Source organism: Pelagibius litoralis, assembly GCF_011683915.1.
Classification (GTDB): domain Bacteria; phylum Pseudomonadota; class Alphaproteobacteria; order Kiloniellales; family Kiloniellaceae; genus Pelagibius; species Pelagibius litoralis.
Window position 1 is genome coordinate 24,862 of sequence record NZ_JAAQPH010000005.1, and the last position, 24,934, is coordinate 49,795.

Consider the following 24,934-nt stretch of genomic DNA (forward strand, 5'->3'; position numbering starts at 1 on the left):
AATGCGGGTGGACACCGCTTTCGCGGCTGTTTTTGGCTGGCGGGTTGCGAGACCCTACAACAGCATGATGCCTTAACTATGACAGATTTATTACAAGTCTGCGACAGCCTAAACCGCGCCGCCGAAAGAGCCGACGACACCTCGACCGTCTTGAAAAAGCAATGCTTTTCAGCACCTAAGCATGACGCCGCAACCCGAAGCCGGTTTTTTACGTAGGTCAGCAGTGTGAACAATCGAAACCAATTTCCCGCCGCCGCCACATGCGATTGAAACAATCCCATAGCAGGGTCATGCCAGCCGAAGACAGCCGCGAAATCGGCCTGCGGACGGCGCAGGATCCGGGCTTGCGCCCGCCGTCCGGGCGGGGTCACTCTATCGACTGGTTCAAGCAAGTTGCCGTGATGTCCAACCCTCTGCGCCCAAACAACCGCTTTGCGCGGAACCTTGACGCCATCCTGGAGGCGCTTCAGGGGGCCGTCGCCATCGCCACCGCTGCTGACGATACGGCCGAGCCGACCCTGCTGGGCGCCAACCAGGCCTTTGTCCTGGCCAGCGGCTGGGCCAAGGCGGATGTGAAAGGCAAGCGCCTGTCGGACTGCAACAGCGAGCGCATCGACATCCGCCCGCTGTTCGACCGGAAAGGGCAGCAGCAACATTGGCTGGTGATCCATCAAGCAGCGCCTCAAGACACCGCCTCGGAAAAACCCGGGAAGCGTCGTCGTAAGACGAGCCCCGGTCGACCGGGTACCAAGGGGCTGGGCATAAAAGAACCGGATACCGGAGAAGAGGCCGACTTCAGGGCCTTGGTCGAAGGCTTCCCCAATGGCGTCCTTGTCCACCGCGATTTCAAACCGCTCTATGCCAACGAAGCCTGTGCCCGGCGGATCGGCTTTGACGGCAGCGCGGGCCTGCTGGCGGAACCGACACTGCTGCCCTTCCTGCCCGTCGAGTTGCACAACCGCGCCCTGCGGCGACAGCGGCGCATCCTGGCGGAGGGCGCAGCCGGCCCGGCCAGGGTGCTGCGCTGCCTGACCGCCAAGGGCGAGCCCTTCTGGGTCGAAGCCGCGGAAAAGCGCATCCTCTGGCGCGGTGAGGCGGCGGTTCTGGTTTCCTTGAGCGACGTGACCGAACAGGTGCAGATGCGCCGCTCGGAACTGATGCTGCGCGAAGCGGTCGACAATCTGTCGGATAGCTTCGTTCTCTATGATTCCGACCTGAAGGTGGTGCTGACCAACCGACGCTTTCACGAGCTGTTCCCCTTTCTGCCGACCCAGCAGGCCATCGCCGGCAAACCGATGCAGGAACTGGTGGAGGCCAGTGTCGCCAACAACGTCGTGACCGACCCGCGCGTCTGGCGCGACCGGGAGCAATTCATTGCCGACTTCATCGCCGACCGGCTGAGCAACGAAGCCTGCGTCAGCGAGGATGCCTGGCCCGACGGGCGCTGGGACACGGTGAAGGAACAGCACACCCGCTCCGGCGGTTTCGTCAGCGTGCGCAGCGACATCACAGAGCGCAAGCGCGCCGAGTTTGCCCTGCGCGACCAGGAAAGCCGGCTGGAGCAGGCGCTTGCCGAGCGCTCGGCCCAGCTGAAGGGCATTCTCGCCAACATTGCCCAGGGCGTTACCGTGACCGCACCCGACATGAGGGTCCTGCTGGTCAATCAGGGCTTCCTCGACATCTTCAGTATTCCCGGGGAACTCGGCCGCCCCGGCGTTCATGTTTCCGAGTTCGTGCGCCAGGGTCTGCGCAACGAGCACTATCCCCGTGCCGAGGTGGAAGCGGCCGGTGGCGAAGACGCCTTCGTCGAGCAACGGCTGGCCGTTATCGCGCGGGTCACCCGCAGCGTGGACCAACGCACCCTGGCGGACGGCCGGGTGATCGAAATACGCCAGCAGCGCCTGCCCGACGGCTGCATCGTGTCGACCTACAACAACATCACCGACCGGGTTCATACCGAACGCGAGCTGCAGCGCCAGCGTGAGAAAATCTATCAGAATGAAAAGCTGACCGCCCTGGGCGGCCTGCTGGCCGGCGTTTCCCATGAGTTGAACAATCCGCTCTCCGTGGTCATCGGCCAGGCGGCCCTGTTGGAAAGCATGGCCCCCGACAGCGCCCTGGCCGAGCGGGCCATGAAGGTGCGCAACGCCGCCGACCGCTGCGCCAAGATCGTGAAGACCTTCCTGTCCATGGCGCGCCAGCGGCCGGCGGCGCGCTCGGCGATCCAGATCAACGACTTGATCGCCGACGTCCTGGACCTGGTGACCTATCAGTTGAACACCACGGATGTGACGATCACCTGCGATCTGGCCCCCGACCTGCCGTTGGTCGCCGGCGACTCGGACCAGTTGAGCCACATCCTGGTCAACCTCTTCATCAACGCGCAGCAGGCGATGCTCAACACGCCGCTGCCACACCGCCTCGTCATCACCACCTCCTATCTGGCCGCCAGCCGGCAGATCCGGATTCTGGTGCGCGACAGCGGTCCCGGCATCCCCGAGGAAATCCGCTCCCGCATTTTCGATCCTTTCTTCACCACCAAACCGGTGGGCCACGGTACCGGCGTCGGGCTTTCGGTCTGCCACGGCATGGTCACCGCCCACGGCGGCAGTATTTCGGTTGAGAACGCGGCCAGCGGCGGCGCGGCCTTTACCGTGCTGCTGCCCGCCGGCGGCATGATCCAGACAGAGGAGCCGGAGGTGGCCGCGCCTCGGCTCCACAGCCAGGAGCGCCAGATCCTGGTGGTCGACGACGAACCCGACATCACCAGTTTCCTGGTCGAGGTTCTGGAAGCGGCGGGTCACAGCGTCGATGTGGCATCCAGCGGCCAGGGGGCGCTGACCAACCTGGCCGGCCAGGACTATGCCGCCATCATCTGCGACCTGCGCATGCCGCATCTGGACGGACCGGGCCTCTATGGCGCGGTCAGCGAAACCAAGCCCCACCTGCTCGACCGCTTCGTCTTCATCACCGGCGACCTGCTGAACGAACGCACCGGCCGCTTCCTGAAAAAGACCGGCCGGCCCTGCATCGAGAAACCCTTCATGCCGGATCAGATCCGCAGCCTGGTCGAAGAGATCGCCGCCCGGGGCGAAGCCTAGACTCTTTCACGTTTTGACGGCGCCTCTGCGCGCACCGATGGCTGCATTCGTTTTTTCGCAGGGGAGCGTTCTCTTTTGAATATCTGATAGCGAGCGAGAGAAGTGAGGCTGGGCGAGATCGTTATCGAGTCGATCCCGCCCTCACCGCCTCGTCAGTTAACGCCGCAGATTTCGCCGCCATATGACAGCGTGACCAGGCCCTCGCCCGCGACGACCTCACCGTGGTTTTGGAAAGAGCCATGTGCTTCGGCGAAGCGGCCCGTCCCCGAGACAACGGTATAGGTTGTCTGCATCCGAAACACGCCCTCGTGCCCTGGCACAGGTGTCCAGATGACGACGTCTTTTGTGGTGAGAGAGGATCGATCGTCTGTTACGAAGTCGTGTGTGACGTCAAGCTTGATGGTCCCGTCGCCCTGTTGCTCCTGGGACAGAACAGTCGCTTGCGTGGCACCTGAGAGTGTGCCCGTCACCGGACCAAGCACGCGCAGCGGTTCTGAGTCGACGATGGTGACATTGATGCCGCCGGAAACCGGCAGGCAGTTTTCCTGCGCATGGGCGGGGGCAACGGCAGTGGTACCGGCAGCAGCGATAGTGACGAGACCGGCCGCGATGACAGAGAGTGAAGTTTTCATAGCTTCTTCCTTTTCGCACGAGATTGCGCAGGCCCATATTTCTTGAAAAATGAAGACTTCACCAATTCCGAAACTCTATATTACGATAGACATAGACTATGCTATTAGATGTATCGGGGCCGCATCACAGGTGTCCGGACTTTCACGCAGCAAAGGTATTTGAATGGAGATGAACCAGATTCGATACTTCCTCGCCGTCTGTGAGCATCGCAATTTCACTCACGCGGCGCGGGCGTCGAACGTCTCACAGCCGTCGCTTACGACGGCGATCAAAAAGCTGGAAGATGAACTTGGCGGTCCACTCTTTCTTCGGGACCGCGCAGGTTGCCGACTGACGCCTCTGGGCAATCTTGTGCGTCCACGTCTGGCAAAGGTGCACGAAGAAGCGCGCGAAGCGAAAGCGGAGGCCATCCGGCATATTCGATTGGATCGCGTCCCGATCAGCGTAGGGATTGGAGAGACGATTGGGCAGGGGAAGATTACAGCAATCATTTCGCGCTATCGCGAACGCTTACCGCAGGCGGATATCGAGCTGATCATAGACGATCAGCAGGCTCTGCTCGCAGGGTTACGGGAAGGGCGCTTCGATATTGCAATCATGTCTGCAGAGGTGAGCGCCGATCTTTACCGGATCGATCCACTCTACAACGAGAATTATCGGGTAGTCGTAGCGGCTGATCACCCTCTCAGCGTTCGAGCGACTGTCCCGCTGGAACTTCTTGCCGGCACCGACTTGCTGGACAGGCCAAACTGCGAAATGCGCGATGTGCTGCACGGGACCTGCGCTGAGCGGGGACACGCGCTCTACGCGGCCTATCGTTCGAACCGTGTGGACTGGCTGCTTGAACTCGCACGGCGCGGTGCTGGTGCGGTGGTGCTGCCTGCTACGGCGATCCCAAACGATGCCGGTCTCGTATCGCGCCCACTTGATGGCGTTGGGATAGCACGACAGGTTGTTGCCATTCGGTTCCGACATCAGCCGTCACGTCCGGAGTCAGACGAACTCGTGCGAGAGCTAGCCCGGGGTTGACGCTCAACATGTTCATACTCCCGCCCGGCACCTCTCCCGTCCTTTCTGGGTCACACCACCCACAGCGGTTTCACAAAGAAGACATTTTCAGTTGGCGGGCGTTGGAAACGGGACGCCAAGGTTTCCGGGACTGGGATTTAACCCTTACCGCGCGGCTGTTCCAGTTCCTCGATGCTGCGCGGCCAGTCCTTTTTCAGCAGCGCCGAGAGCGAGCGGTCGGCCAGCAGCTTGCCGCCGGTCTGGCAGCGCGGGCAGTAGTTGGTCTCGTTGCTGGCATGGCGGATGCGCTGCACCTTGGTGCCGCAGACCGGGCAGGGCTGGCCGTAACGTCCGTGCACCGCCATCTCCTTGCGAAAGGCGGTTACCTTTTTGGGGAAGTCCGCCCCCGCCTCGTCGCGCAGGCGCCGGGTCCAGTCATCCAGGGTCGCACAGACCGCCGCGTGCAGGCGTTCGATGTCCGCCGCGCCCAACTTCGATGTCATGACCACCGGCGACAGGCCGGCGCGGTGCAGGATCTCGTCGGAATAGGCATTGCCGATCCCGCTGAAGATGCGCGGATCGGTCAGCGCCCGCTTGACGGTATGGTTCCGCGCCGTCAGCGCCGTGGTGAAGGCCGCCAGATCGGCCTCCAGCACTTCCAGCCCGCCGGGGTCCAGCGTCGCCAGGGCCTCCGCGCCTTCCAGCAGGTGCAGGGAGGCGCGCTTCTTGGAGCCGGCCTCGGTCAGGGTCAGGCTGCCGCCAGATCCGTCACTGTGGGCGAAGTCAAAGGCGGCAAGCCCCACCTTGCCCTGCAACGCCGCGCCCGGCGGCTTCCACTGCAGGCGCCCGGCGATCATCAGGTGCAGCACCAGCCAGAGATCGCCTTCCAGCCCGAAGACGATGCGCTTGCCCAGGCGCCTGAGCGACACCACCTTGCGTCCCTCCGCCGACTTGATCGGCGGCACGGCGGTGCGCAGCAGGAAGGGACTGGCGAGACGCACCTTCTCCAGCCGCTGATACAGCACCCGGCTTTCCAGCGCCTCGATGTAAACCATGATGTCAGGCAGCTCGGGCATGATCGCCAGCTTGGCATGCGGGGCGGCGGCGCGGCAACATGGAGGCACAATGCGGCTGGATCGCGATTCTCTGAGTGCTACACTTGTCGCAAGCCGAGGCGGCCGCCCGGCAAGTTGCGGCTGGATCGCGATTCTCTGAGTGCTACACTGGCTGGCGTTTGGAAGCCAAAGATGACAAAGTTGCGGCTGGATCGCGATTCTCTGAGTGCTACACTACCGGAATAAGGGTCGCCAAGACATCTTTGGTTGCGGCTGGATCGCGATTCTCTGAGTGCTACACTTTGCCGGGGAACACCCGCGAAGAGACCATGTTGCGGCTGGATCGCGATTCTCTGAGTGCTACACTCGATCCTCGGCTTCACCGACCCGATGACCGGTTGCGGCTGGATCGCGATTCTCTGAGTGCTACACTGGCCGGCGCCGACGGTGCGAGCGGTGCAGGTTGCGGCTGGATCGCGATTCTCTGAGTGCTACACTGCCGCGGTTCAACTGGCATAAGAGCAACACGTTGCGGCTGGATCGCGATTCTCTGAGTGCTACACTCTTCTGTGGAATAGCCAGCAGTGAAGTTGAGTTGCGGCTGGATCGCGATTCTCTGAGTGCTACACTGATATCGCCCGTAACCTGCCGGGTATACTGGTTGCGGCTGGATCGCGATTCTCTGAGTGCTACACTTCAACGCAGTCTGCGGACCCGATCAAGTTCGTTGCGGCTGGATCGCGATTCTCTGAGTGCTACACTAGGCTACCGGCGCGCACTTGGAGGCCTTGCGTTGCGGCTGGATCGCGATTCTCTGAGTGCTACACTTGACGCCGTCAGCGGAAGCAACGCTTCCGTGTTGCGGCTGGATCGCGATTCTCTGAGTGCTACACTCTCGCAACGCATCTGGACCATCCGGTAAGTTGCGGCTGGATCGCGATTCTCTGAGTGCTACACTGCCTCGCACCCCCGACGGTGAACCGTCAGAGTTGCGGCTGGATCGCGATTCTCTGAGTGCTACACTCCGGCTGATCCTGGCGAAGGGTTTTCGCCCGTTGCGGCTGGATCGCGATTCTCTGAGTGCTACACTCCATATCGATGCCGGCCGCACCGCAAAGGGGTTGCGGCTGGATCGCGATTCTCTGAGTGCTACACTGATTGGCTACATCACTTACGCGACGGGCAGGTTGCGGCTGGATCGCGATTCTCTGAGTGCTACACTTTCTGGAATCCGAAAGGCCTTGACGTATCAAGTTGCGGCTGGATCGCGATTCTCTGAGTGCTACACTTTCTGGTGGGTGCTATGCGGGAGGGCATACAGTTGCGGCTGGATCGCGATTCTCTGAGTGCTACACTCCTTGTTCTTCATGGCCCCATGAAAGCGCCGTTGCGGCTGGATCGCGATTCTCTGAGTGCTACACTTTTGGCGAAGCATCGGCACAAGGCGAACAGGTTGCGGCTGGATCGCGATTCTCTGAGTGCTACACTACGGGATTGAGACTGGTGTGACGCTGCGTCGTTGCGGCTGGATCGCGATTCTCTGAGTGCTACACTAGATAACCGCTCAATCCCTTGAAATTCATGGGAATTGAGCGGTTATCGTTCATGCCGAAATGCTCCACTACACTTAGAAAAGGGCTAGCTGACCAGGGTTTTTCCGCGTGGCTGCCCGGGTTCTTCCGTTGAATCGAACGATATTCTCGTACTGCTTGTCGGTGAAGGCAAGGATGTGAACCTTGCCGAACTCAGGCAGATTCCGCTCAATCCGGCGCGAGAAGGCTTCGAACTGCTCCCTGCCGCTGCAAAATCGCAGATAAATCGAGAACTGGCTCATCTCGAACCCCTGATCCAAGAGGAACTCGCGGAATTTAGCCGCAGCCTTGCCCCGTTCCTTGGTATCGACCGGCAGATCGAACATGACCATTATCCACATAAGGCGGTATCCACTCAAATATCCACCATCAAGCGTTCGGGCCGTCACTTGACCTGCCAGCCGGTCACCAAAGAGCCGAGATCGAGCGACTTGGGCGGCAGTGGAAATTCGAGCGAGGCCTTGCCTTCCTCAAAGGATTGTCCAACGGCGGTCGCGAGCCGCTGGATGCAGACTGCAAGCGGGCTCACCCCGTCCTTGGTCGGAACATCAAAGGCCGTCAGTGAAACCAGGGCCTGTTTTACTTCGGGAGTAACCTGCGAAGCCCCCTGCTCGACAAGGCGCTTGACACAGACATCGACAAAAGGCCGGAAAGGCTCCATCAGATCGTCGGCCAGGGCCATGTCATTGCCCCGATTGCGGTGGTGCAGGCCAATAGTCGGATGCAGCCCGGCAGCAACAACCGCACGGGCCGTAACCGCCCGTATAACCGTGTAGCCGTAATTCAACATCGCGTTCGGCGCCCCGCCCGTCCGGTCACGCCGGAAATCAACCCCGAGAAGCAAGGGCCAATATCGTCGCGCCGCCTGGGCCTCAACGTTCTCTGGATCGCCGGACCGGACCTTGGCCGCCAAGGCGGCAACGCCACCGGAACGGCCGCCAACAGCTTCAAGTATCGCCGCCTGATTTTCGATTTTGGCGACTACGATACGCTGCCAGAGTTGTTTCTGCAGCGGTTTGCCAGCAAGCCACTGTGCACGCATGCGCGCGCCCTGCCGGTGGTGCCCATTCAAGGGCCAAGCAACCGATACAGGTGCGTGATTGCGGCCGCAGACAACGAGGCAGCAGTTCTTTTCCGCCAATGCCACCAGAAGACTGTTGGAATAAGTAATGCCGTGGGCATGGATCACCACAGCCGCGATATCGTCCAAGGGGATGCGGCCGACTTCCCGGCCACCCTCCTCCACCTTCAGAAAGCCGCGATAGGCCGATAGGTGACGGCCATCAGTAGCAATATCGACAATTCGATCCATGGCACCCGCGCTTGGCGGGCATCGGCTTCAGCCGCGCGGACCGGGGTCGAACAGGCGCCCGGTCGCGTCCACGCGCACTTGCCGCGCCCGCAACTTCTTCAACCCTGACGCGGAAGTGTTAATATATTTGAAATAGTCCTCCGCCGGCGGCTTGACGTCGCGGGCCTTGAGGTTTCCCGCCTCGTTGTGGGCCGCCAACTGGATGGAGCCGTTGGCCGAAAACTTCACCACCCGGCGGATCACGCGATCCTTGCCCGTCTCCGTCGCCAGCAGGTCGCCCTTGTGCAGCCGTAGAACCTTGCGGGCCGTCGGGGACTCGTCTTTCACTGTCGAGCGCCAGTCCGGCTGATGCGCCTGGAACATGGAAACGGCCTCGCCTTTCCATCGTCCGTCCTGCAGCTCCCATACATCGAAGCGATAGTTGGCGTCGCCCTTGTAGGCCTTGTAGGGCCGGCCGGCCTTGTCGCAGACGGGAATGACCTTCAGCCGTTCCAGCACGCGCACACGGCGCAGCCCCTTGTAGATGCCGTCGCGCGCCGCAAAGGCCGCCAGGGCGGCGGCGAAGTCCTTGCCGGACAAGCCCTCGGTCGCGTCCAGCAGGGCCTGGCGCAGGCCGGCATCGCGGACCCGTTCCACAGCCGCCCGGTCCTTGAGGCTGTCCAGGGGCACGCGGTGAACGACAAGCCGCGCGCCCCGCGCGTCCGGCGCCCCGGCCAGGCCATAGGCCGTATCGTTGTGCAGGCGCCCGGCGGAACTGCCGCGCGGATTGGCGCTGCCGGGCACCGCCGGGGTGCCGCGGTCGGGCCGGTGCGACACCGTCATGCGCTCCAGCGTCGCGCGCAGGCGGTCGCGGAACCCCTCGAAAGGCAGCGGCATGCCATCGACCAGACGGGTCAGGTCCTGTTCCTCCGCCCGCGCCGCCGCGCGCGAAACCGCGTTCAGCAGGGCGCGGTCGGTCACCCCGACGACGGCCGCATCGACCGCATGGTGCCGGTGATCCAGGCGGTTCTTCCGGTCCTGCCGCTCGACGATGTTGTGATCGGGCAGCAGGTCGTTGAGGCCCCAACTGCGCCGCAGCAGTTCCGTCAGACGGCCCGGCGTGGCCCAGACCTTGCGGGGGTCGCAGACCGCCGTCATGTATTCCCGCGCGATCCGCGAGAGGTATTGGGTATCGGTCAGTTGACGGTCCAGGAAGTCGCGTTCCTGCGTCTCGAAACGCTCCATCGCGTCCGGCCCGAAGCGCCAGCGCTTGTTGCGCGGCAGCGCCGCGAGCCGCTCCAGGTTCTCGTCCCAGCCGGGCTGGTGCCCGAAGGCCTCAAAGGGCGTGCGGTTGCGCTTTTCCCTGTTGGCGCGGCGCAGGCCGACCGTCTTGTTGGCCGCCGAATTGTCCAGGGTGCGGGAGAACGGCAGGATGTGGTCGATCTCCACCTCGGCGGAAAACAACCGCTGCGGCGAGATCGGCTCACCCGTATAAGGACAGCGCCGGTCAAGCGGATCGTCGAAATTCAGTTCCTCCCAAAGACGCAGCCGCATCCGGCTTTCGCCCCGGTCGGGCAGGTTCAGGCCGGCCAGGATTTCGCGGTGGCGCTCGGCGCGCGCGGTGTTGTCCTTGATGCCTTTCTCGACCTCGTCGAGCTGGCGCCTGCTCAGTTTCAGTTCGCGGGCAAGCTCGACGATGATTTCCGCCGGGTGGCCATGCCGTGCGATAACAGCGTTTATCAGACGGCGGAGCTGATTGAGCGCGATATGAACCGTCGGGTTGGCGATCCTTCCGCAACGGACCTCCTCGCTGTCGCCGGGATCGCTGGAACCGAAGGCCACATGGCGTTCCAGGACACGCCCGTAATAAGGCAGGGCATCGTGGATCACGCCGTCGCGAAAGTCGGAGTGGTGGTATCCGGCCAGTTCCGCAGCCTTGCTGTAGGGCACAACGCCGCGCTCCAGTTCGGTCAGGATCTTCCGGGTCGCCGTCAGGCCGAGTTCACCGTGACCATCCGGCAAGGCCGCGCGCACCACGCTTTCCGCCCGTTCGGCGGAGAGGCCCTGTTCGGCGGTCAACCAGGCAAGAAGGGGTTCCTCCTCTTCCTCCTCCAGCAGGTGTTCCACGACGGCGGCCTGGGTTTCGAGAGGCAGCGCCCGCCAGCCGGAACCGAAGCGGTCGTCCTTGGCGAGCGCCGCCGCCGTCTCGTCGCCTTTCAGGTCCTTGCGGGTTTCCGATTCCAGATTGAACCGGCTGTCCGGCGGCAGTTTCAAAAGACGGCGGATCTGGCCGAAGGTCCGCTTCGCGGTGGTCAGCAGGGCCAGCGCGACCTTGTCCCGTTCGTCCTGGGTCAGGCCGCGCGACGTCTGGTCCAGGCCGATGACCGCCAGGGTATTGGCGTCCTGGAAAATCCGGCGGCGCTGGAACAGGGGATGCGCCCGGGGCAGGCGCTCCTCCTCGGGATTGAAGGTGCACTTGCCGGGGCGTACGGGTTTTAGCCGGCGCTGAAAGAAAATGATGTCCCGCAGTTTCTCGCGCGCCTGCGCGGTCAGGATGGCCGGATGGTGCGGCGCCTGGGCATCCCACAGCGCCTCGAACTCCTCCAGAACCATCGCCCGGTCGGGATAGAGTTCGTAAGCCATGACCGTCTTGCCGCTGTCGGTGGATTCAGGCTTGAGGCGGACCCGGACGCTGCCGCCGCCCTGTTGCAGCCGGTGCAGGAATTCGCCCAGCGTGCGCGCGCCCTGCGCCGTCATGGCATCGCGCAGCTTGTTGACGCCCTGCCTGATCTTGCCGCGTTCGTCATCCTCGGCGCCGTCGGTCCGGCGGTTGGACTTGAAGCCCCGGCGCTGGTTCAGATGAAACAAGGCGCGGCCCAGATGATGCAACGGAACCGCCGCGTCCAAGGCCCCGGCGCGTATCGCGTAAGGGTCCAGACCGGTCAGCGCCTTGCGGGCCACCGGATCGTCCGGCATCAGCCCCGCTGCGGCAAGCGCGCTCAACAGTTTCTTCTGGCGGCGCAGATAACGGTCCCGCCGGCGCCGCATGGAACGGGCCATACGCCGGGCCACTGCCAGAGAGGTTTTATCTTTCGGATTGCGGCCGTCGGAGAAAATCCGAACCCCGGAATCACGGATATCCACCGGGCGACCCTTGCCGTCCAGATCGACGACGCACCAACCGATAGAGTTGGTGCCAAGATCGAGGCCCAGGCGGTAATCCATCTATCGCATTCCCTGAAAAACTCTTTCTTCTTATTCAATCAGATGTTGCAGGCTGGCCCGATGCGTGTCAACGTTCAGGGGTAGCACTGAGAGAATCGCGATCCGGTCGTTAACAAGCCTTTCGCTTCGGCGATTGGATTGCACAAAATCGAAGGGCAGGCTCCGGCCTGCCCTTTCATTTTTGGCTGTGTGACGCGGCGGGCCCTGGGGCGCACCGCCCCCTACTCCCTTGTGCGGACGCCGGGGCCACCGCCGTTGGCGGGGATGAAGAGGACGCCGGCGGACTCCAGGGCCGCCTGGAGTTTTTCCAGGGTGTCCAGGCGGATGGCCAGCAGGCCCTCACCGGTTTCCAGGCGCTTGATGCTCCGCGACGAGATGCCAGAACGGTCGGCTAGATCTTGCTGCGTCCAGTCGAGCAGTGCCCGGGCGGCGCGCAATTGGGCCCGCGTCTTGAGGCTCATAGCGGAAAAAATTCCCCTAAGGGGACACAAAGGTCTAAATTTGTGATTGATAGGCCGATCATGAAACGCTAAGGTAGTTTACGAGCCGCTATAGAGCAACTTAGCTGCTCCCCAAACGGCACGAGGGGGTGCGCGAACACCCGCCCCGCGCCTGACCACAACCCGACTTCAGAGGAGTCCGGTCATGGCTGCTTTTAGCTTTAGCACATCCTTTTCGCGCCGCACCATGCTGGCCGCCCTTCCCGCCACCGCGCTTTCCCCCGCCACACATCCGGCCCGCACGCTGGCGGACGGCGGCGACCGCGAAGTCGCGCGGCTGGCCGCGGACTACCGCCGCGCCGCCACCGCCCTGACCGGCTGGATCGCCCTGGCCGAGGGGCGGGACGGCCCCTTCGCCTATGAGGAACCGCAGTACAGCGCGCGCTACGAAGCGCTCTGCGCCCACGAACTGCGCTGCGCCGAGGCCCTGGCGCGGGCGCGGCCCGCCGGGATGGGCGGGCTCCTGATCAAGCTGCGCGTCGCCTTTCACTGCGACGACCTCTGCGCGGCCATGATGGACAGCGACGACACCATCCTGCGGCCCGCGCTGCGCGACCTGGAACGCCTCGCGGGGGAAGCCGCCAAAGCCTGTTTGTGAAAGGTTCCGGCGGGGGAAACGAAGCGGGCACGGCTGGAGACGGAAATCTCCATGGACCCCGGCTGCGCCTTGGCTTAGGTTCTCCCCCCATCATGACCGAATTGCACAGCATCCAGACTCCGGCGCCTGCCGCCCCGGAGAGCTTCACCGAACCCGAAGCCGCCTTCGAGCGGCTGTCCATGCTCTATGACGAGGCCACCAGCTTCCTCTGTACCCAGTTCGAGGCGCTGCTGGGCGGGGCCAAGCCAAGCAAGCGGCTGCGCGCCTTTTACCCGCAGGCGGCCATCACCACCTCCAGCTTCGCCCATATCGACTCGCGCCTCTCTTACGGTCATCTGCCGACACCGGGCCATTTCGCGGCCACCATCACGCGGCCGGATCTGTTCCGCGAATACCTGACGCAGCAGCTCGGCCTGCTGATGAAGAACCACGGCGTGCCGGTCACCATCGGGCCTTCCCATACGCCGATCCCGCTGCACTTCGCCTTTCCCGACGGCATGCATGTGGAAGGCGCGCTGGTCGACCGGCTGGGCCATCCCCTGCGCGACCTCTTCGACGTGCCCGACCTCTCGGTCACCGACGATGCCATCGTCAACGGCACCTTCGAACCGGCGCCCGGCAGCCCCATGCCGCTGGCGCCCTTTACGGCACCGCGGGTCGACTACTCCCTGCACCGCCTGGCGCACTACACCGCAACGGCGCCGGCGCACTTCCAGAACTTCGTCATCTTCACCAACTATCAGTTCTACGTCGATGCCTTCTGCAGCCTGGGCCGCGAGGCCATGGCCAGGGGCGACGGCGACTACGTGGCTTTCGTCGAGCCCGGCAACGTCATCACGCCGCGCGGCGCCGCCGCACCCGATGCCGGCACGCCGCCGGAGCGCCTGCCCCAGATGCCCGCCTATCACCTGAAGACCGGCAACAACAGCGGCATCACCATGGTGAACATCGGCGTCGGCCCCTCCAACGCCAAGACCATCACCGACCACATCGCCGTGCTGCGGCCCCATGCCTGGCTGATGCTGGGTCACTGCGCGGGCCTGCGCAACACCCAGGCGCTGGGCGACTATGTTCTGGCCCACGGCTATGTACGCGAAGACCACGTGCTGGATGCCGACCTGCCGAGCTGGGTGCCGATCCCGCCGCTGGCCGAGGTCCAGGTCGCCCTGGAAGAAGCGGTCGAGGAGATTACCGGGCTGGAAGGCTACGAACTGAAATCCATCATGCGCACCGGTACGGTCGCCACCATCGACAACCGCAACTGGGAACTGCGCGACCACCGCGAGCCGGTGCAGCGCTTCTCCCAGTCCCGCGCCATCGCCTTGGACATGGAAAGCGCCACCATCGCCGCCAACGGGTTTCGCTTCCGGGTGCCCTACGGCACCCTGCTCTGCGTTTCCGACAAACCGCTGCACGGCGAACTGAAACTGCCGGGCATGGCGACGGCCTTTTACAAGCGCCAGGTCGACCAGCACCTGCAGATCGGCCTCCGGGCCATGGAAAAGCTGCGCGCCATGGCGCCGGAGCGGCTGCATTCGCGCAAACTGCGCTCCTTCACCGAAACCGCGTTTCAGTAGACTGCCGGCGGCCCGGGCCGCTGATGAACCCTTTCGCGCCGGCATCCGACCCAGCCATGGGTCCGCAAACCCGCGACTGATCGGAAGAAATCCATGACAAAGATCTGCATGAAGGTCCTGTTCGCCGCCGCCGTCTTCGCCCTTGTCGGTCCGCAGGCCGCCACCGCCGGTGGCCCGGAACCCGAGGACGCGCCCGAAGACGCTATCTCGCAGCTTCAGCAGGACTGCGAGGCCGGCGACATGCAGGCCTGCTATCGCCTCGGTGCGCGCTACGACCACGGCTATGACGTCGACGAGGATCTCGAGCAGGCCGTCGACTACTATCGGCGGGCCTGCGAGGGCGGCTCCGCGGCGGGCTGCTACGATCTCGGCGCCAAGTACCAGCTCGGCGAGGGCATCGAGCGGGACCAGACACGGGCCAATCAGTTGATCCGGCAGGCCTGCGACGGCGGTCTTGCGGTGGCCTGCGACTCTGTTCCGGCGCCGCCACAGAAAGACGGCGGCTGAGCCGCCGCCCCGGCAAAGTGGAACGCGCCACCGCCACAGACAGGCAATAAGTCCAAAAACGACAACCTTCGGCGCGTTCAAGCCTTCCGTTCCGGTGAAAATTCTGCCTAAAATTTCAGATCCGCGTTTCGGGACAAGCCGTCGCCAGAACGGCCGCTGCGCAGAGGAAACCAACCCGAGAGGAAGTGACGGCCATGACCGGATCAGCAGGCGAGACGCCCCAGAGCCCGCGGCGCAGCCGCCGCGCCGGTGGCCGCGAGGCGCGCATAGCCCTGCGCGCCGCCCCCCTGGCCGACGACATCCAGCCGATCCGCGGCGGCATGGAGGGCGGCCGCTTCAAACCGCTGGACGACGCCGCGATGCAGCGCATCCACAAGGCGGCGCTGCAGATTCTGGCGGAAATCGGCCTGGCCGACGCCCCGCCCTCCGGCATCGAGGTCATGACCCTGGCCGGCGCCAGCCTGGGCGACGACGGGCGGCTGCGCTTTCCCGCCGCCCTGGTCGAGGACACCCTGGCCATGGCCAACCGCAGCGTCACCCTCTGCGCCCAGGACCCCAAACAGGATATCCAGCCCGGCGGCAAGCGGGTCTACTACGGCACCGCCGGCGCCGCCGTGCATCTGGTCGACGTTGAACGACGCGAGTACCGTGAATCGACGTTGCAGGACATCTACGACGCCGCAAGGATCGCCGGTGGCCTGGACAACATCCACTTTTTCCAGCGGCCAATGGTGGCGCGCGACCTGCCCGACCCCACCGACCTGGACCTGAACACCGTCTACGCCTGCGTACAGGGCACGACGAAACACATCGGCACCTCCTTCACCTCGGTCGAGCGCGCCGAAAAGGCCCTGGAGATGCTGCATCTCTTCGCCGGCGGGGAAGACGCCTGGCGCGAGCGGCCCTTCGTCTCCAATACCAACTGCTTCGTGGTGCCGCCGCTGAAGTTCGCCACCGAATCCTGCGAAGTGATGGAGGTCTGCATCCGCGGCGGCATGCCGGTGCTGCTGCTCTCCGCCGGGCAGGCCGGGGCGACCGCGCCCGCCGCCATCGCCGGGGCGGTGACGCAGGCGGTGGCCGAATGCCTGGCCGGCCTGGTCTACGTGAATGCCATCGCGCCCGGCCATCCGGCGATCTTCGGCACCTGGCCCTTCGTCTCGGACCTGCGCACCGGCGCCATGTGCGGGGGCTCCGGCGAACAGGGATTGCTGACCGCGGCCTGCGCCCAGATGGCGCAGTTCTACGACCTGCCCGGGGGGTCCGCCGCCGGCATGGCCGATGCCAAGCTGCCCGATGCGCAGTCGGGTTACGAAAAGGGCATCACCGACGTCATGGCGGGCCTCGCCGGGCTCAACATGGTCTATGAATCCGTCGGCATGCACGGCTCTCTCCTGGGGTTCTGTTTCGAGAGCCTGATCATCGACAACGACATGATCGGCCAGTGCCTGCGCTGCGTGCGCGGCATCGAGGTGACCGAGGACACGGTCTCGGTCGAGACCATGCGCCAGGTCTGCCTGGAAGGCCCGGGACACTACCTGGGCCACAGCCAGACCCTGGGCCTGATGCAGAGCGAGTACGTCTATCCCGAACTCGGCGACCGCTCCACCCCCAAGGAGTGGGAGGCCAACGGCCGCCCCGAGCTGCTGGCCCGCGCGATCGAGCAAAAACAACGCATCCTCAAAGAGGTCTTCCCGCGCCATGTGCCCGAAGACATCGACGCCGCCGTCCGCGCCGCCTTCGACGTGAAACTGCCGAAGGGCCAGATGGGCCTTTAGAGCGGCACCACCGCAGCCGAACCGCTGTCCGTAAGAGCCAAGGGGTTGCGCAGGGGGCGGCCGAAAGGCGGTGACTCGATTTCGAAAATGTCACCCGCCTCTGCGCGGATGCCGTCGCTGAAGCTGAGGGTCGCGGCGCCGAAGTAATGTACATGGACGTCGCCGGGGCGGCGGTGCTGCGGGTACTTGAAGTGGTGGTGTTCCAGGTTGGCGATGCTGTGGCTCATGTTGGCCTCGCCGGTGCCGAAGGGCTTCTCCCAGATCACTTCGCCGCCGCGCCTGACCCGGGCCGTGCCCCGGATGTCGTCCGGCGCGGCGCCGAGCAGCAATTCCGGCCCGAAGGAACAGGGCCTGAGCTTCGAGTGCGCAAGATAGAGATAATTCTGCTGTTCGATCACGTGGTCGGAGAACTCGTTGCCCAGGGCGAAGCCGAGGCGGCGCGGCTGCCCCTTGGGGTCGATCAGATAGAGCCCGACCAGTTCCACCTCGTCGCCGCCATCCTCGGCGAAGTCGACCATTGCCAAGGGTTGCTCCGGCGCTGCGACGATGCCGCCGTCGCCCTTGAAGAACCATTCCGGCGGCACCCCGATGCCGCCGCCTGACGGCTTGCCGCCGTCGATGCCCCACTTGAACATCTTCATGGAATCGGAGAGCGCCGCCTCGCCGCCTGCCGCGACCTTCTTGTGCATGGAATCGCGGGCATCGGCGCTGCCGAGGTGGGTCAGGCCGGTGCCGGTGATCAGGCAGTGGGCATCGTCCGGATGATCGACAGGCGACAGCAGGCGGCGCTCCGCCACCACGGCCTCGTAGTCCTCGCGCGCGTCGCCGGCTAAACTTTCCGCCAGCGCCGCCAGGCCCTCGCCACTTTCGGCTGCCTTCTGCGCCAGATCGTAGACTCGCCCGACGCCGTCGAGCAGCCTCAGCTGCACGCCCGCGTCGTCGGCAATCGCAACCGCGCGCTGACCCTGCCGGGAGATAAACTGAACCAACCGCATGACCGCTTCCCTTATTCGATTACCGTAAAGTCGCCGAGCGAGTCCTCGGCGATCTCCAGGCCCAGACCGGGTTTGTCGTCGGCAAGGTCGATGAAACCGTTCTCCGGCTCCGGATCGCCGCGGAAGACATAGTAGAACAGCTCGTTGCCGATCTCGACGTCATGGACCGGGAAAAATTCCGAGATCGGGCAGTTCACGTTGGCCATGGTCAGGTGATAGTTGTGCATCTGCCCGGCGTGGGGAACGACCGGCACCTGATAGGCCTCGGCCAGGGCGTTGATCTTCTGTGCCGCGGTGATGCCGCCGACCCGGTTGGTGTCGTACTGGATCACGCTGACCGCGCCGAGGTCGAGCAACTGGCGAAATCCGAACAGCGTGTACTCGTGCTCGCCGCCGGAGATCGGGATGCCCATGGCGTTCAGCTCGGCATAGCCGTGCATGTCGTCGGCGATCACCGGCTCCTCCAGCCAACGCGGATCGTAGGGCGCGAGGCGCGGGATCATGCGCTTGGCGTATTCCAGGCTCCAGCCCATGTAGCATTCCAGCATGAGGTCGCAGTCGTAGCCGATCACCTCGCGCAGGGCCTCCACGCGTTTGATGTTTTCGCGCATGCCTGCCGGGCCGTCCTTGGGCCCCCAGCCGAAGCGCATCTTCATCATCGAAAAGCCCTGGTCGACATAGCTCTGAGCTTCGGCCTGCATCACCTCGATCCTGTCGGAATAGAGCTTGGAGGCGTAGACCGGGATCCGCTCCTTGGTGCGTCCGCCGAGCAGCTTGAACACCGGCTTGCCGGTCGCCTTGCCCATCAGGTCCCAGAGCGCGATGTCGACGGCGGAAATCGCCGTCATGCCGACACCCTTGCGGCCCCAGGCCAGGGTGCGGCGGTACATCTTCTCCCAGAGATAGGCGTAGTCGAAAGGGTCTTCGCCGATCACCAGCGGCGCCAGGTAGAGATCGATGGCCTGCTTGGCCAGCTGCGGCGCCAGGGCGGCATTGCCGATGCCGACCAGGCCGTCATCGGTTTCGATTTCGCAGACCAGCCACTCGTGAAAGCGGAAGGAGCCCATGGCATCGCCGCGCTCGTAGAGCGCGTCCGAGGCATTGGTGCAGAAGTTGGCCTGCGGCGGCACGGTCTTGCCGTTCCACTGCAGCACGCGGGTGCGGACCTTGGTGATCTTCATCGGGGCATCTACTCTCAGGCCGCGTCTTCGCGGCGGTTGGCGGCCATCTCGGCGCACATCATGAAGGCGCGGCGCGCCGGCTCGACGTTGGCCTTGTTCTGCCCGACGATGTCAAAGGCGGTGCCATGCGCCGGTGTGGTCATGGGAAACGGCAGGCCGCTCAGCACCGACACGCCCATGTGAAAGCCGAGCAGCTTGATCGCGATCTGCCCCTGGTCGTGATACATGCTGACCGCGCAGTCGTAATCGCCGTCGCGCACTTTGATGTAGAGCGTGTCGGAGGGGAACGGCCCGTCGCAGGAAATCTGCAGCGCCCTTGCCCGCTCCACCGCCGGGGCGATGATCTCGATCTCCTCGCGCCCGATCTTGCCGCCGTCGCCGGCGTGGGGGTTGAGCGCGGCCACGGCGATCTTCGGGCGGGCAAAACCGGCTGCCTTCAAGGTCTGGTCGGCCAGCTTCACCGAGGCGACGATCTCCTCCTCGGACAGGCGCCCGGAGACCTCGTTCAAAGGTACATGCGATGTCACCCGGGCATTCCACATCCCGTCGATGACGTTGAACTCGCTGACCCGGCCGCGATGACCGATGCGCGTGCGGGCCCACTGGGTTTCGTCCTCCTCGCCCAGGCCGGCCAGGTGCATCGCCTCTTTGTTGAAGGGCATGAAGCAGAGGCCATCCGCCGTGCCCGCCTTGCAAAGATCGAGCGCAAGCCCGAAACCCTTCAGCACCGCTTGTCCGGCGATGGTTGAGACCGCCCCCGGCGTCACATCCTGCAGAGCCTCACTCGGCAGATCGAGCAGATTGATCTCGCCTTCGGTCCAATCCGCCTCCTCCGTCGCCGTGATCCGGCGGAAGACGATGTCTTCGCCGGCCACGGCACAGCCGACAGCAAAGACCCCGACATCCGAGAGCACCAGGATATCGGCGGCTTCGCGCACTTCCGGCCGGGCCAGCAGCTTGGCCATCAGTTCCGGGCCGATACCCGTGGCGTCTCCCTGCACCAAGGCGATCTTGGGTTTCATGTCAGGTCCTATCGGTAAAAGATTTCAACGAGGGTCATGGGAACGGCCGGCACGTAGGTCACCAGCAACACCATCACCAGCAAAACGCCGATGAAGGGCAGGTTGGTCTTGGTCGTCTCCCAGATGTCCGTCTTGGCGATGGAGCAGGCCGTCACCAGCACGCTGGCCACCGGCGGCGTCTGCTGCCCGATGGCGAGGTTCAGGGTCAGGACGATCCCGAAATGCACGGGATCGATGCCGACGGCGTGAATCAGCGGCAGCACGATGGGCACGACCAGGATGATCGCCGCCGCGCCGTGCAGGAACATGCCCATCACCAGCAGCAGGATGTTCAGCAGGATCAGGACGACATACTTGTTGCTCGTCGCCTCGGTAATCGCGCGGGCCAGATTCTGCGGCAGTTCGATTTCCGTCAGATGCAACCCCAGCACGGCGGAGGTGGCGACCAGCAGCATCACCACCGCGGTCTGGGTGACGCCCTCGACGAGGGCGTTGTAAAGTTCTTTCAGTTTCAGTTCGCGGTAGATGAGGCCGCCGATCAGCAGCGCGGCGACCACCGCCAGGCCCGCCCCTTCCGTCGCCGTCACGATACCGCCGAAGATGCCGCCCAGGATGATCACCGGCAGCAGCAGGGCCCAGAAGGCTTCGCGCGCCGCCTTGCCGAGGCGCGGCAGGGAGAAAGCCTCTTCCCGCGGCAGATTGTAGCGCCGGGCAAACCAGTAACAGAGGCAGAGCATGGCAAAGCCGCCGAGCAGGCCCGGAACGACCCCGGCCACGAAGAGCTGCACGATCGAGGTATCCGCCATGGCGCCGTAGAGGATCATCGGGATCGACGGCGGAATGATGATCGCCAGCGAGGCCGAGGACGATGTGACCGCCGCCGCGAAGGCCGGCTTGTAGCGGCGTTCCTTCATCGCCGGAATGAGGACCGAGCCGATCGCCGCCACGTCGGCGACGGCAGAGCCGGAGATCTCGGCGAAGAACAGCGACACCCCGACGTTCACCATGGCCAGGCCGCCGCGGGCAAAGCCGATCAGCGCCGAGACGAAGGCGATGAGGCGGCGGGAGATACCGCCGGTGTTCATCAGAGCACCAGCCAGGATGAACAGCGGTATGGCGATCAGCGGAAAGGAGGTCGCGCCGTCGAAAAGCGTGAGCGCAGCATTGTAAAGGCCGAGCTCGCCGCTCATCGCCACCATGCCCACCAGGGCCACGGCGCAGATCGCCACGGCGATCGGCACGTTGATGAGGATCAGGCCCAGAAGCCCGATGAAAATGAGCAGCGCGGTCATTGACGGGCCCCCTCCTCGGCTTTGGCGATTTCGGCTTCGATCTCCTCGGCCTCGGTATCGCGCCCGGCGAGACAGCGGGCCCAGGCCGCCGGGGTCGAGAGGATCTGTGCCAGGACGAACAGGACGCAGCCGATCGGTACCACCGACTGGGTGAACTGCAGAGGAATCCAGTCAAGGGATACCAGGTTCTCCCCGGCCATCACCTGCAGCACCACCCAGCCGGCCCAGGCCATGGCGATGAAAACGGCGTAGACGACCAGTTCGGCGAAGATGAAAAGCAGTTGGCGCGGCAACAGCGGCAGGCTCAGCACCAGGCCGGAAAAACCCAGGTGCCCGCGGCGCAGGGCCGCCAGTGCGGCGCCGTAGTAGGTGATCCAGGCCAGCAGGACCGAGGCCACCTCGTCATACCAGGGCAGCGAGGAATTCAGGCCATAGCGGAAGGTGACCGCGGTAACCACCAGCAGCGCCAGCACAACCAGCAGGCCGATAGTAATGATTTCAAGCAAGCGCTGCAGCGCGCGGCCAGCCAGAGACATGGTGCCCCTCTTTAGAGAACACTCGAGAGAAAAACCCCGGCCCTTTCTAAGGGGCCGGGGGCAACCTCAGGGAAAAGGCTCAGTTATTCGGCAAGTGCCAGGGCTGCGTCGATCAGATCCTGGCCGGCAGGTACTTCCGAGGCGAACTCTGCATAGATCGGCTTCGACGCGGACACGAAAGAGGCGCGGTCGGCGACATTCATGGTCATGCCGGCCGTGACCAGCTTTTCCTGGAAATCAGCGTCGCCGGCGGCACCGGTGAAGCGGGCCCAGACCGCCACGTCCCTGGCGGTCTGCTCCAGCACATCGCGGATGGCGGGGTCCATCTTGTCATAGACGGCCTTGCCCATGGTCGGGTAGGCCGGCGAATAAACATGGCCTGTCACGGAGAGGTACTTCTGCACCTCCGACAGCTTGGCCGACCAGATGTTGGTGTAGGGATTCTCCTGCCCCTCGATCACGCCGGTCTGCAGCGCGACGAAGACTTCCGAGAAGGACATCGGTGTCGGATTGGCGCCCCACTCGGTGAACATCTTCACCCGCCACTTGGACTTCGGCGTGCGGATCTTGGCGCCTTTCAGATCGGCCGGGGTATTGATCGGGCGCAGATTGTTGCTGATGTGGCGAATACCGTTTTCCCACAGGGCCAGCACCTGGTAGCCCTTGGCCTCCGCCGTGGGGGCAACGTCGCTCCAGAAGACCTCGTTCTCGATGCGCGCCAGATGAGCGCGGTCCTTCACCAGGAAGGGCATGTCGAACAACGCGAACTCGTCGGCCACCGAAGACATGATCGACGACGGCAGGGCGATGTGCACCGAACCGAGCTTCAGCTTCTGCATCAGCTCCTTGTCTTTGCCGAGCTGGGCCGAATCGAACAGCTTCACCGTCGCCTTGCCGGCCAGGCGCTTGTTGGCGAGGCGGGTGAACTCCGCGGACGTCAACTGCTGTAGGGACCCCGCGGGCGCGGAGATACCGAAGATGATCTCTTCTTCGGCCTGCGCCGGCGCGGCGTTGATAACGGTCACCAGCGCCAGGGCGGCGGCGCCCCAACACAGTGACTTAGGCCCAAATAGCTTGAGCGGCTTCATAGCCTTCCTCCCATATTTCCGAGTGATCGGATTATTGATTTATGGATGGTATACAAAATGATCTGGATCGTTCTGTCAACTTTCGCGGACAGCTTGGAGTCAAAATCAATGTCGATCGCCAATTTTTATATTTATTATCAATGTATTAATGACTAACGCGTTCTGAGAAAAACTGACGTGACTCGCGCTTCAAGGTATTTCCTGACATCATTCTCAAAATGGCATACCATTTCTAAAGTCGATAGACGCCGCCGCGCCCAGCCTCTAGAACGGACGCCTGAAATCGGCGATGAGGAACCTGGCAATCGGAGGACCATGAACGAGGACGACACAGCCGAATCGCTATCCCTTGAAGCGGCCCGGGACCTGCCTATGGGCGAGCCGGAACCGGCCGAACCGCTGACCAAGAGCGTCGCCAACCGCCTGCGCGATATGATCGCCCAGGACGCCTTGCCGGCAGGCGAGCGTATTCGCGAGCGCGCGCTGGCGGAGCAGTTGCAGGTCTCCCGCACGCCGCTGCGCGAGGCCTTGAAGGTGCTCGCCACCGAAGGGCTGGTGGAACTGTTCCCCAACCGCGGCGCCGTGGTCTCCGACCCTGACCCGACGGAGGTGCAGGATCTCCTCCAGGTGCTGGGGGTCCTGGAGGGTCTGGGGGGCGAGCTGGCCTGCGCCCGGGCCAAGGAAAAGGACCTGGACGAGGTTCAGGCCCTGCACTACGAGATGCTGGCCGCCTATGCGCGCAAGGACCGCCTCACCTACTTCAAGGTCAACCAGCAGATCCATAAGGCCATCGTTGCGATCAGCGGCAATGCCAGCCTGATCGAAACCCATGCCCGCATCAATGCCCGGCTCTACCGGGTCCGCTATCGCTCCAACAGCCGCAACACGAAATGGGACGTGGCGATCGAAGAGCACGAGGCGATCCTCGCCGCCCTGCGCGAGCGCGACGCCGCCGCCCTGTCAAAGATCCTGCGCAGCCACCTGGGCAGCACCTGGACCAACGTCAGCGAAGGCCTTGTGGGCGGCGGAGAAGAGACGACCGGCGGCTAGCGTAAGACCCACTCTACCGCGTCTTTTCCGCTATGCAGAAAACGCGCGGCGGCCCTGAATTTTATGGCGTTGAAGCCTGTCCGATAAAGGCGCAAATGGGCGTTGAGCGGACAGTCAAGTCAAGCTCACGGAACACTGAAAAGCGAATTGGAGAGCGACATGCTACAGGATATCAGCAAGGTATTGGGCCAGTTCGGCCTCGCTCAACGCTCGGCGCGCGCGCCGGTGCCGGCGGCCTTTGCCCGGCCCTCGATCGAAGACAGGCTCGTTGCCCTGTTTCGCCGTCTGGCCTGAAATCCCGCAAGGGTTATCTGAGAAGCGGGGCGGCCTCGGGGCCGCCCCTTTTCTTTGCCCGGACGCTATTGCTGGAAGGGCAGGGAAGAATGGTGAACGTTGATGCGCAGTTTGCCGTCGTCGTCCTTGATGTAACCGAAGGTGTATTCGACCTTGGTCTCTTCATCGGAATCGGCGGGCGTGAAATAATAGTTGCCCATCGCGAAGGCTGTTTCACCGTTAAGAACAATCTGCCGCTCGCCGAAGCGCACCTGCCGCCAGGGCTTGATGGCGAAGCCGCCGTCCTCCGCGATATCACCGCCGACGAAGTAGGACAGCGCCTGATCGAAGGTCTCGCGGAACTGGTCTTCTGATGCCAGGGTCGGTTTGAACAGAACCCCGCCTTGCTCGTAGGCATAGAGATCCCTGATGTGCTGTGAGGCGGCCGCCTTGTAGTCGCCTTCGTCCAGATAGGCCTGCCCGATCCCGACAATGCCGTCGGCCCAGGTTTGCTGCACCGCCAGCACTTCGTCTTCGGTGATTGTCGCGGCCTGGGCGACCGACACGGTCATGCCCGTCACCAAAGCGGCGATAATCGTTTTCTTCATTTCATTGTCTCCGTTCATCCAGGATCG

At 63.8% G+C, this 24,934-nt stretch carries 21 protein-coding genes and 1 CRISPR repeat array; of the genes, 8 read left to right on the forward strand and 13 right to left on the reverse strand.

What is annotated here, in order from left to right; translation table 11 throughout:
• Positions 1-290: 290 nt before the first annotated feature.
• The gene (locus HBA54_RS07760) at positions 291-3,101 is read left to right on the forward strand and encodes a hybrid sensor histidine kinase/response regulator (RefSeq protein WP_167223150.1); all 2,811 of its coding nucleotides are present in this window, start codon (positions 291-293) and stop codon (positions 3,099-3,101) included.
• Between the two features lie 152 nt (positions 3,102-3,253).
• Here the strand turns inward: HBA54_RS07760 and HBA54_RS07765 are convergent, their stop codons facing one another.
• Positions 3,254-3,733, reverse strand: coding sequence for a hypothetical protein (locus tag HBA54_RS07765; protein ID WP_167223152.1), 480 nt, complete (start codon positions 3,731-3,733; stop codon positions 3,254-3,256).
• Positions 3,734-3,896: 163 nt separating this feature from the next.
• Between HBA54_RS07765 and HBA54_RS07770 the strand changes: the two genes are divergently transcribed.
• On the forward strand, positions 3,897-4,763 hold the full coding sequence (locus HBA54_RS07770) for a LysR family transcriptional regulator (RefSeq protein ID WP_167223154.1): 867 nt from the start codon (positions 3,897-3,899) through the stop codon (positions 4,761-4,763).
• Between the two features lie 137 nt (positions 4,764-4,900).
• On the opposite strand, the gene HBA54_RS07775 is transcribed toward HBA54_RS07770, so the two are convergent.
• The 5 genes from HBA54_RS07775 to HBA54_RS07795 all read right to left on the reverse strand — a co-directional run bounded on the left by HBA54_RS07775 (position 4,901) and on the right by HBA54_RS07795 (position 12,366).
• Positions 4,901-5,818 carry an Fpg/Nei family DNA glycosylase gene (locus HBA54_RS07775; protein ID WP_167223156.1) on the reverse strand — a complete coding sequence of 306 codons (918 nt, stop codon included), beginning with the start codon at positions 5,816-5,818 and terminating at the stop codon, positions 4,901-4,903.
• Positions 5,819-5,866: 48 nt separating this feature from the next.
• Positions 5,867-7,351: direct repeats of the CRISPR family, unit length 36 nt; unit sequence GTTGCGGCTGGATCGCGATTCTCTGAGTGCTACACT.
• A gap of 73 nt (positions 7,352-7,424) precedes the next feature.
• Positions 7,425-7,730, reverse strand: a complete 306-nt coding sequence (cas2, locus tag HBA54_RS07780) for a CRISPR-associated endonuclease Cas2 (RefSeq protein WP_167223158.1) — start codon at positions 7,728-7,730, stop codon at positions 7,425-7,427.
• A 44-nt stretch (positions 7,731-7,774) separates the two neighbouring features.
• Entirely contained in the window at positions 7,775-8,701 is a 927-nt protein-coding gene (cas1, locus tag HBA54_RS07785; RefSeq protein WP_167223160.1) for a type II CRISPR-associated endonuclease Cas1, read from the reverse strand.
• Between the two features lie 27 nt (positions 8,702-8,728).
• Positions 8,729-11,905 carry a type II CRISPR RNA-guided endonuclease Cas9 gene (gene cas9 / locus HBA54_RS07790; protein ID WP_167223162.1) on the reverse strand — a complete coding sequence of 1,059 codons (3,177 nt, stop codon included), beginning with the start codon at positions 11,903-11,905 and terminating at the stop codon, positions 8,729-8,731.
• Between the two features lie 221 nt (positions 11,906-12,126).
• Positions 12,127-12,366 (reverse strand): helix-turn-helix transcriptional regulator, encoded by a 240-nt coding sequence (locus HBA54_RS07795; RefSeq protein WP_167223164.1) that lies wholly within the window; start codon positions 12,364-12,366, stop codon positions 12,127-12,129.
• 184 nt (positions 12,367-12,550) lie between these two features.
• Here HBA54_RS07795 and HBA54_RS07800 point away from each other — a divergent pair, with 184 nt between their 5' ends.
• The 4 genes from HBA54_RS07800 (at position 12,551) to HBA54_RS07815 (ending at position 16,862) form a co-directional block, all read left to right on the forward strand.
• Positions 12,551-13,003: a hypothetical protein gene (locus HBA54_RS07800; RefSeq protein ID WP_167223166.1), complete on the forward strand. Its 453-nt coding sequence runs from the start codon at positions 12,551-12,553 to the stop codon at positions 13,001-13,003.
• 92 nt (positions 13,004-13,095) lie between these two features.
• Positions 13,096-14,580: an AMP nucleosidase gene (locus HBA54_RS07805; RefSeq protein ID WP_167223168.1), complete on the forward strand. Its 1,485-nt coding sequence runs from the start codon at positions 13,096-13,098 to the stop codon at positions 14,578-14,580.
• Between the two features lie 93 nt (positions 14,581-14,673).
• Positions 14,674-15,087 (forward strand): tetratricopeptide repeat protein, encoded by a 414-nt coding sequence (locus tag HBA54_RS07810; protein WP_167223170.1) that lies wholly within the window; start codon positions 14,674-14,676, stop codon positions 15,085-15,087.
• 194 nt (positions 15,088-15,281) lie between these two features.
• Complete coding sequence (locus HBA54_RS07815) at positions 15,282-16,862, forward strand: trimethylamine methyltransferase family protein (protein WP_167223172.1); 1,581 nt, start codon at positions 15,282-15,284, stop codon at positions 16,860-16,862.
• On the opposite strand, the gene araD1 is transcribed toward HBA54_RS07815, so the two are convergent.
• The 6 genes from araD1 to HBA54_RS07845 all read right to left on the reverse strand — a co-directional run bounded on the left by araD1 (position 16,859) and on the right by HBA54_RS07845 (position 22,976).
• Positions 16,859-17,857 (reverse strand): AraD1 family protein, encoded by a 999-nt coding sequence (araD1, locus tag HBA54_RS07820; RefSeq protein ID WP_167223174.1) that lies wholly within the window; start codon positions 17,855-17,857, stop codon positions 16,859-16,861. The genes HBA54_RS07815 and araD1 overlap by 4 nt on opposite strands.
• A gap of 11 nt (positions 17,858-17,868) precedes the next feature.
• Positions 17,869-19,038 (reverse strand): L-rhamnonate dehydratase, encoded by a 1,170-nt coding sequence (locus tag HBA54_RS07825; RefSeq protein ID WP_167223176.1) that lies wholly within the window; start codon positions 19,036-19,038, stop codon positions 17,869-17,871.
• Positions 19,039-19,052: 14 nt separating this feature from the next.
• The gene (locus HBA54_RS07830) at positions 19,053-20,060 is read right to left on the reverse strand and encodes a PdxA family dehydrogenase (RefSeq protein ID WP_167223178.1); all 1,008 of its coding nucleotides are present in this window, start codon (positions 20,058-20,060) and stop codon (positions 19,053-19,055) included.
• An 8-nt stretch (positions 20,061-20,068) separates the two neighbouring features.
• Positions 20,069-21,352: a TRAP transporter large permease gene (locus HBA54_RS07835; RefSeq protein WP_167223180.1), complete on the reverse strand. Its 1,284-nt coding sequence runs from the start codon at positions 21,350-21,352 to the stop codon at positions 20,069-20,071.
• Complete coding sequence (locus HBA54_RS07840) at positions 21,349-21,888, reverse strand: TRAP transporter small permease (protein WP_167223182.1); 540 nt, start codon at positions 21,886-21,888, stop codon at positions 21,349-21,351. Before HBA54_RS07840 ends, HBA54_RS07835 begins: the two co-directional genes overlap by 4 nt.
• A gap of 83 nt (positions 21,889-21,971) precedes the next feature.
• Complete coding sequence (locus tag HBA54_RS07845; protein ID WP_167223184.1) at positions 21,972-22,976, reverse strand: TRAP transporter substrate-binding protein; 1,005 nt, start codon at positions 22,974-22,976, stop codon at positions 21,972-21,974.
• Positions 22,977-23,291: 315 nt separating this feature from the next.
• Here HBA54_RS07845 and HBA54_RS07850 point away from each other — a divergent pair, with 315 nt between their 5' ends.
• Together HBA54_RS07850 and HBA54_RS29415 are read left to right on the forward strand one after the other, a co-directional pair.
• Complete coding sequence (locus HBA54_RS07850) at positions 23,292-24,026, forward strand: GntR family transcriptional regulator (protein ID WP_205944489.1); 735 nt, start codon at positions 23,292-23,294, stop codon at positions 24,024-24,026.
• 159 nt (positions 24,027-24,185) lie between these two features.
• Complete coding sequence (locus HBA54_RS29415) at positions 24,186-24,320, forward strand: hypothetical protein (RefSeq protein ID WP_277345341.1); 135 nt, start codon at positions 24,186-24,188, stop codon at positions 24,318-24,320.
• Positions 24,321-24,385: 65 nt separating this feature from the next.
• On the opposite strand, the gene HBA54_RS07855 is transcribed toward HBA54_RS29415, so the two are convergent.
• A complete protein-coding gene (locus HBA54_RS07855; RefSeq protein ID WP_167223186.1) occupies positions 24,386-24,907 on the reverse strand; it encodes a metal-independent carbonic anhydrase family protein in 522 nt (173 codons plus the stop codon).
• Positions 24,908-24,934: the final 27 nt, after the last annotated feature.